The organism is Pseudactinotalea sp., from assembly GCF_048594945.1.
In the GTDB taxonomy this organism is placed as follows: domain Bacteria; phylum Actinomycetota; class Actinomycetes; order Actinomycetales; family Beutenbergiaceae; genus Pseudactinotalea.
The window spans coordinates 1-7104 of sequence record NZ_JBMDXJ010000009.1 but is presented as its reverse complement, the minus strand read 5'-3'; the positions used below and the strand labels follow the sequence as shown (position 1 = coordinate 7104).

Below are 7104 nucleotides of genomic sequence, written 5' to 3'. Positions count from 1 at the left end.
GGGGGTAGAGGATCCCGTCAAACCAGTCCATGGGGTCTTTTCGTATCGATGAGCGCGCTCAGGCCTGGGCCTGGCGCGAGGTCCGGCTACCGAGGGTACGGCCTTCCGCCGTCATCTCGGTGCTGTGGTCGTGCTGATCGGTCTCGCCACCGCGCGGCGGCACGTGGTCCACGCCGCCGTGTGACCACGGGTTGCAGCGCAGCACCCGCCACGCTGCGAGCCCGGTGCCGCGGATCGCTCCGTGCGTGCGCAGCGCGTCGATCGCGTAGCTCGAGCAGCTCGGGTAGTACCGGCACCGGGGCGCGAACCAGGGCGACACGATCAGCTGGTAGCCGCGCACGGCGCCCGTGAGCAGGCGCGCCACGATCCCTGGCCTGGGCTCAGCGGACATGACGGCGCCTGTGCTGCTTGTCGGTCGCCACATCGATCGAACGCTCGACGGCGTCCCGCAGTTCCGCATAAGGCGCCCCCTGGGAAGGGGGCAAGGCACGCACGACGGCGAGTGCGCCGTCAGGCAATCGGGGAACCTGAGTGCGGAGAATGTCGCGCAGACGGCGCTTGACGAGGTTGCGTTGGACGGCGTTGCCCACGGCCTTGGAGACGACGAAACCCACCCGCGCCGGTCCGGCGGGGGTGGGATCGTCATGCTCGGGGTCGGCCAGCAGCAAGTGCACCACCAGGTGGTGACCTCCGGCCCGACTCCCGGATCGGATGGTCCGGGCGAAGTCGCCGCTGTGCCGCATCCGGTGCCGCGCGGGCAGCACCGGCGACGCTCAGGCGGAGATCTCGGCGCGGCCCTTGCGGCGGCGCGCGGCGAGGATGGCGCGGCCGGCGCGGGTGCGCATGCGCAGGCGGAAGCCGTGCACCTTGGCGCGCTTGCGGTTGTTCGGCTGGAAGGTCCGCTTGCTCACGTCAGTCTCCGTGTTGCTCGGGTTTGCTCGGGGCAGTGGCGCTGGGCAGCCGTGCAACGACTGACCGGCGAAGGTCTGGTTCGGTGTCGTGCGGCGAGCCGAGCGCGGGAACCGGAGGGTCCCAGCGGGCACCGGCCTCCCGGCACACAACCGCACAAGGATAGGCGATGCCCGAGATCCCGGTCAAACACAGGCACGTGAGGTCGCGCACGCCTGTGGATCGCGTGTGATCCACCTGCCCGAGCAGCACATGTGGACAACCCAGCGGCGTTAGCATGGCCGCTCAGCGCGACGGGGCAGGCCTCCGCCAGTGCTGAACGTCTGTGGAGGTCTTCCCACAGTCTGTGGATAGTGTTGTGGAACTCGTGTTCACAACCAGCGATCGAGGGTGGGCCGGTTGTCTCAGGAGCCTGTGGATTCGGAAGCACTGGCGCAGGGCTGGGCTCGCGCCGTCGACATCCTGCAGGACCGCGGCGAGGTGACCGGGGCGCAGCTCGGCTTCATCCGCCTGACCAAGCCGCTCGGCGTCATCGACGACACCATCCTGTTGGCGGTCTCGAGCGAGTTCGCCAAGGAGTTCATCGAGACTCGGGCGCGGGAGTCGATCACGTCGGCGCTCTCCGACGCGCTGATCCGCGACGTCAAGGTGGCCGTCACCGTGGACCCCTCGCTCGAGGACAACGCCCCACCGGAGCCGGCGCCCATCCGGGAGCCGGCCGCACCCGAGCCCCGACTTCCGGAGAAGCGCGCCGAGCCCCGCCCGGAGCCGAAGCCGGAGAACCGGATCGACGGCGTCGGGGTGGACCCGAACGCCCGGCTCAACTCGAGCTATACGTTCGACACGTTCGTGATCGGGTCGAGCAACCGCTTCGCTCACGCGGCCGCCACCGCGGTAGCGGAGGCGCCGGCGAAGGCGTACAACCCGCTGTTCATCTACGGACAGTCCGGTCTGGGCAAGACCCACCTGCTGCACGCGATCGGCCATTACGCGCTCAACCTCTACCCCGGGGGGCGCGTGCGGTACGTGAACTCCGAGGAGTTCACCAACGACTTCATCAACTCGATCCGCGACGACCGCGCCGAGGCGTTCCAGCGCCGCTACCGCGAGGTCGACGTGCTGCTCATCGACGACATCCAGTTCCTGCAGGGCAAGGAACAGACGATGGACGAGTTCTTCCACACGTTCAACACCCTGCACAACGACCGCAAGCAGGTGGTGATCACCTCCGACCAGCCGCCGAAGGCGCTCGAGGGATTCCACGACCGGATGCGCTCGCGGTTCGAGTGGGGTCTGCTCACCGACGTCAAGCCGCCGGACCTCGAGACCCGGATCGCGATCCTCCGCAAGAAGGAGGGCGCGGAGGAGCTGCAGACGCCGCCGGAGGTGCTCGAGTACATCGCCTCCAAGATCTCCAGCAACATCCGCGAGCTCGAGGGTGCGTTGATCCGGGTCACCGCGTTCGCCAACCTCAACCAGCAGACGGTGGACCTCGCACTCGCCGAGATGGTGCTCAAGGACCTGATCGCCGACGACCAGGACGCCGAGGTCACCCCGTCGGCCATCATGGGCCAGACGGCGAACTACTTCGGGGTGACCATCGAGGCACTCTGCAGCGCCGACCGCTCCCGGGTGCTGGTCAACGCCCGCCAGATCGCGATGTACCTGTGCCGCGAGCTCACCGAGCTGTCGCTGCCGAAGATCGGACAGCTCTTCGGCGGCCGCGACCACACCACCGTGATGCACGCCAACCGCAAGATCCGCCAGCAGATGGCGGAACGCCGCACCACGTTCAACCAGGTCACCGAGCTCACGAACCGGATCCGGCAGCAGCAACGCGCCTGATACCCGGCGGCGAAATGCGACGGAACGACCCGCGCGCAGCACCCGCACCCCCACGGAAGGCGCTTCCGGGCGATCTGCTGCCACGGGATGACCGCGAATCGCCCGGAACCGCTCGACACTCATCCCCGGCGCGCTCGTTATGTCACAAAAGGGTCACGAGTCCCGCTCGCCACCGAAACACACAGTTGTGCATGGACCTGTGGATGACCGTGGACAAGCAGCAGGCGGCCGTGGACGAATGTCCTGTGACTCGTGGACAGAGAATGTGGGAAAGCGGCTCGTCCACGAATCACATCGCTCCGACACACAGCCGTGCCCAGGTCGATCCACACGCCGCTGTGCGCTCCCACCTGCGACGACGTCGGTTGCCCACATGTTCCACACCACCGAAGACGAACGTGAACTAGATCTATGGCTGCAGGTGTGAACAACCAACAAGGCCTGCCCGGCCTGCTCGTGAGATCCCACGGGCGAGGCCGGCACCAACCAGCCACCGCGCCGCACTATGCTCGGGATCCCAAGGCGGGGCTGCCGTCCTGTGCCTGCAGTACGCGAACGAGAGGTCGACACAGTGAAGTTCAGGGTCGAGCGCGATGTCCTGGCCGAGGCTGTCACCTGGACTGCGCGCACCCTGCCGACCCGCCCGCCCGCACCGGTGCTCGCTGGAGTCCGGATCGAGGCGGCACCGGACGGCACGTTGACGCTCTCCACCTTCGACTACGAGGTCTCTGCACGATCTGAGGTGGCGGCCGAGGTCGAGACGCCTGGGTCGGTACTGGTGTCGGGTCGCCTGCTGGCCGAGATCTCACGGGCACTTCCCGCCAAGCCGGTCGAGCTGGAGCTCGAGGGCACGCGGGTGAACGTCACGTGCGGCTCGTCGCGCTTCACGCTGTTGACGATGCCGGTCGAGGACTACCCCACGCTGCCGGAGATGCCGGCGCTCGCGGGGACGGTCGACGCCGAGGAGTTCGCGGCCGCGATCGGTCAGGTCACGATCGCCGCGGGCCGGGACGAGACGCTCCCCTTGCTGACCGGCGTCAAGGTCGAGATCAGCGGCGAGAAGTTGACGTTGCTCGCCACCGACCGTTACCGCCTCGCGATGCGCGAGATGACGTGGCGGCCGAGCTCTCCCACGATCGAGCGGCAGGCGCTCGTGCGCGCCCGCACGCTCTCCGACGTCGCGCGCTCCCTCACCTCGGCCGGATCGATCGAGATCTCGCTCGCTGAGAGCGCGGACATCATCGGGTTCGAGGCCGGCGGCCGCCACACCACGTCGTTGCTGGTCGATGGCGAGTACCCGCCGGTGCGGCGCCTGTTCCCGGAGCAGACCACCACGCATACGGTCACCGAGTCGGCGGCGCTGACCGAGGCTGCCAAGCGCGTGGCCCTGGTCGCCGAGCGGAACACGCCGATCCGTCTCAGCTTTACCGAGGGGCAGGTGGTCCTCGAGGCCGGTCAGGGCGATGACGCGCAGGCGTCCGAGGCCCTGGAGTCCACGCTGGTGGGCGAGGAGATCACCACCGCGTTCAACCCGCAGTACCTGCTCGACGGACTCGGTGCGCTCGGCGCCCCGTACACCCGGCTGTCGTTCACGCACCCGACCAAGCCGGCCGTGATGAGCGGTCAGGAGGAGGGCGGCGGCGACAGCCCTGACTCCGCAGACACCTTCCGCTACTTGCTCCAGCCGATCCGTTTCGCGAGCTGAGCATCCCTCCAGCCCCTCAGGAGTTCGCCATGCACATCGGTCTCATCGGACTTGGGCGGATGGGCGGCAACATGCGCGAACGCCTGCGCGCGGCGGGCGTCGAGGTCACGGGTTTCGACCAGAACCCCGAGGTCAGCGATGTCGCGTCGGTCGAGGCTCTGATCGGGTCATTGCCCGACGGCGGCCCGAAGGTCGTGTGGATCATGGTCCCTGCCGGAGAGATCACCGAGGCGGTCGTGACCGAGGTCGCCGGGCTGCTCACCGAGGGTGACGTGATCATCGACGGGGGGAACTCGAACTTCAACGACGACATCCGTCGCGGTTCCGAGCTTGCCGAGCGTGGCATTCGGTACGTGGATGCGGGCGTCTCCGGTGGCATCTGGGGCAAGGACAACGGGTACGGCCTCATGGTCGGCGGACCGGATGACGTCGTCGAGATGCTGATGCCGGTCTTCGACGCGCTCCGCCCGGACGGCCCGCGCGAGGAGGGTTTCGCGCACGCCGGCCCGGTGGGTGCGGGCCACTACGCGAAGATGGTCCACAACGGCATCGAGTACGGGATCATGCAGGCCTACGCCGAGGGCTACGAGATCCTCGCCGCCCGGGACGACCTGATGGTCGACGTCAGCAAGGTGTTCCAGGCCTGGCAACGCGGCACAGTGGTGCGGTCATGGCTGCTGGAGCTGCTGGTCAAGGCGCTCAACGAGGATGACGACCTGTCCGAGATCAAGGGCTACGTCGCCGATTCCGGTGAGGGTCGCTGGACGGTGCAGGAGGCGATCGACCTGGCTGTCCCGGCACCGGTGATCGCAGCCTCGTTGTTCGCCCGGTTCGACAGCCGCCAGGAGGACTCGCCCGCGATGAAGGCCGTGGCAGCGCTGCGGGAGCAGTTCGGTGGCCACGCGGTGCAGCGTTCCGCCGACGGATGAGCGTTCCCGCTCGCGTTGCCTGCCCGACGGCGGAAGCCGGCTAGCGATGTTCGTCACCGATCTTGCGCTCACTGACTTCCGGTCGTACGAGAACGTGGTGCTGTCGCTGGAGCCGGGCGTCACAGCGTTCGTGGGCCAGAACGGGCAGGGGAAGACCAACCTGGTCGAGTCGATCGCGTACCTGTCGACGTTCTCTTCGCACCGGGTGGCTGGCGACGCCGCGCTGGTGCGGGCCGGTGCGGCTCGTGCCGTGGTGCAGGCGAAGGTCCAGCGCGACGAGCGGCCCACGCTGCTCGAGCTGGAGATCGTGGCCGGCCGCGCGAACCGGGCTCGGCTCAACCGCAGCCCGGTACGCCCGCGCGAGCTGCTGGGGCAGCTCCGCACGGTGCTGTTCGCGCCCGAGGACTTGGCGCTGGTCAAGGGAGACCCGGATGGGCGCCGCCGCTTCTGTGACGACCTGTTGACCTTGCTCGGCCCGCGTATGGCGGGCGTGCGGACCGACTACGAGCGAGTGGTCAAGCAACGGAACGCGCTGCTCAAGACCGCCGCGGCGGCGCGGCGCGCCGGGTCGGCCGGCGATATCCGCACGCTCGACGTGTGGGACGCCAAGGCCGCCGCCACCGGCGCCCAGCTGCTGGCTGCACGGGTGCGACTGCTGCGCGACCTGCGCCCACACGTGCAGCACTCCTACGAGCAGGTCAGCTCGGGGCAGAGCCTGGCGGAGCTGACCTATCGCGCGAGCGTGAACAACGACGCGGACGAGCCGCTCCCCGAGGACGAGCTCACCCGACCCGACGTGGTCGAGGCAGCGCTGCTGGAGGCGATGGGCCGGCTGCGGAGCCGGGAGATCGAGCGGGGCGTCAGCCTCGTCGGGCCGCACCGGGATGACGTGGAGCTGGTGCTCGGAGGACTCCCCGCGAAGGGGTACGCGAGCCACGGGGAGTCCTGGTCGTACGCGTTGGCGCTGCGGCTGGCCTCCTACCAGCTGCTCACGACGGAGGGTTCGTGGGACGGTGACGGTGAGCCCGTGCTCATCCTCGACGACGTGTTCGCCGAGCTCGACAGTCGGCGTCGCGACCGGCTCGCCGAGCTGGTGTCCCCCGCCCAGCAGGTGCTGATCACCGCTGCCGTGGCCGAGGATGTCCCCGCCGCGCTCACCGGCGCCCGGCTCGACGTCGCGGAAGGCACGGTGAGTCGTGCCGACTGAACCCGATGGACCGACGCACGAGACGCCGTCGGGCGATCAGGACTCGCTCGACGAGGCCGCGAGACTGGCGCTGGCGCGGGCGCGTGACGCCGCGCGGGCGAAGGGACTGCGTCCTGGACAGCCGGGCAAGCCGAAACGGACCAGCACCGGCGGGCATGCACCCGGCGTGGTGCACGGCGCAGGCCGAGACCCGCAGCCGGTGGTGAACACGATGGAGCAGCTCAGCGCGCAGCTCGGTTGGAACCGGTCGCTGCAGGTGGGCGGGGTCGTGGGGCGGTGGCGCGAGGTGGTCGGTGACCAGGTGGCCGATCACTGTCAGCCCGAGACCTTCGAGGAGGGTGCGCTCGTGGTGCGCGCCGACTCCACCGCCTGGGCGACCCAGATCAGACTGCTCATCCCCCAGCTCGAGCGACGGATCGCGGAGGAGGTCGGCGAGCGCGCCGGCACGACGAGCCAGGGGCTCGGTCCGGGAGGGCCGACGTGGCGCAAGGGGCCACGCTCGGTCCGCG

The 7104-nt window shown here is 69.1% G+C and carries 8 protein-coding genes; 5 read left to right on the top strand and 3 right to left on the bottom strand.

What is annotated here, in order from left to right; translation table 11 throughout:
* Nucleotides 1–58: 58 nt before the first annotated feature.
* From yidD to rpmH, 3 genes are read right to left on the bottom strand one after another with little or no spacing between them, the layout of a single operon-like run.
* Nucleotides 59–391 (bottom strand): membrane protein insertion efficiency factor YidD, encoded by a 333-nt coding sequence (gene yidD / locus ACOJSN_RS00325; RefSeq protein ID WP_420110518.1) that lies wholly within the window; start codon nt 389–391, stop codon nt 59–61.
* On the bottom strand, nt 381–764 hold the full coding sequence (gene rnpA, locus ACOJSN_RS00320; RefSeq protein ID WP_420110517.1) for a ribonuclease P protein component: 384 nt from the start codon (nt 762–764) through the stop codon (nt 381–383). The genes yidD and rnpA overlap by 11 nt, the downstream gene beginning before the upstream one ends.
* A 9-nt stretch (nt 765–773) precedes the next feature.
* Nucleotides 774–911 carry a 50S ribosomal protein L34 gene (gene rpmH / locus ACOJSN_RS00315; protein WP_156224907.1) on the bottom strand — a complete coding sequence of 46 codons (138 nt, stop codon included), beginning with the start codon at nt 909–911 and terminating at the stop codon, nt 774–776.
* Between the two features lie 397 nt (nt 912–1308).
* Between rpmH and dnaA the strand changes: the two genes are divergently transcribed.
* The 5 genes from dnaA to ACOJSN_RS00290 all read left to right on the top strand — a co-directional run.
* Nucleotides 1309–2754, top strand: coding sequence for a chromosomal replication initiator protein DnaA (gene dnaA, locus ACOJSN_RS00310; RefSeq protein ID WP_420110516.1), 1446 nt, complete (start codon nt 1309–1311; stop codon nt 2752–2754).
* Nucleotides 2755–3325: 571 nt separating this feature from the next.
* Nucleotides 3326–4459, top strand: coding sequence for a DNA polymerase III subunit beta (gene dnaN / locus ACOJSN_RS00305; protein ID WP_420110515.1), 1134 nt, complete (start codon nt 3326–3328; stop codon nt 4457–4459).
* A gap of 29 nt (nt 4460–4488) precedes the next feature.
* Entirely contained in the window at nt 4489–5388 is a 900-nt protein-coding gene (gnd, locus tag ACOJSN_RS00300) for a phosphogluconate dehydrogenase (NAD(+)-dependent, decarboxylating) (RefSeq protein WP_420110514.1), read from the top strand.
* Nucleotides 5389–5434: 46 nt separating this feature from the next.
* Complete coding sequence (gene recF / locus ACOJSN_RS00295; protein ID WP_420110513.1) at nt 5435–6595, top strand: DNA replication/repair protein RecF; 1161 nt, start codon at nt 5435–5437, stop codon at nt 6593–6595.
* The coding region (locus ACOJSN_RS00290) for a DUF721 domain-containing protein (protein WP_420110512.1) at nt 6585–7104 on the top strand (520 nt) is incomplete at its 3' end. The genes recF and ACOJSN_RS00290, both read left to right, overlap by 11 nt.

Coding starts and splice junctions, on each gene's coding strand:
- yidD (WP_420110518.1), bottom strand. CDS start 391: ATGTCCGCTGAGCCCAGGCCAGGGATCGTGGCGCGCCTGCTCACGGGC.
- recF (WP_420110513.1), top strand. CDS start 5,435: ATGTTCGTCACCGATCTTGCGCTCACTGACTTCCGGTCGTACGAGAAC.
- gnd (WP_420110514.1), top strand. CDS start 4,489: ATGCACATCGGTCTCATCGGACTTGGGCGGATGGGCGGCAACATGCGC.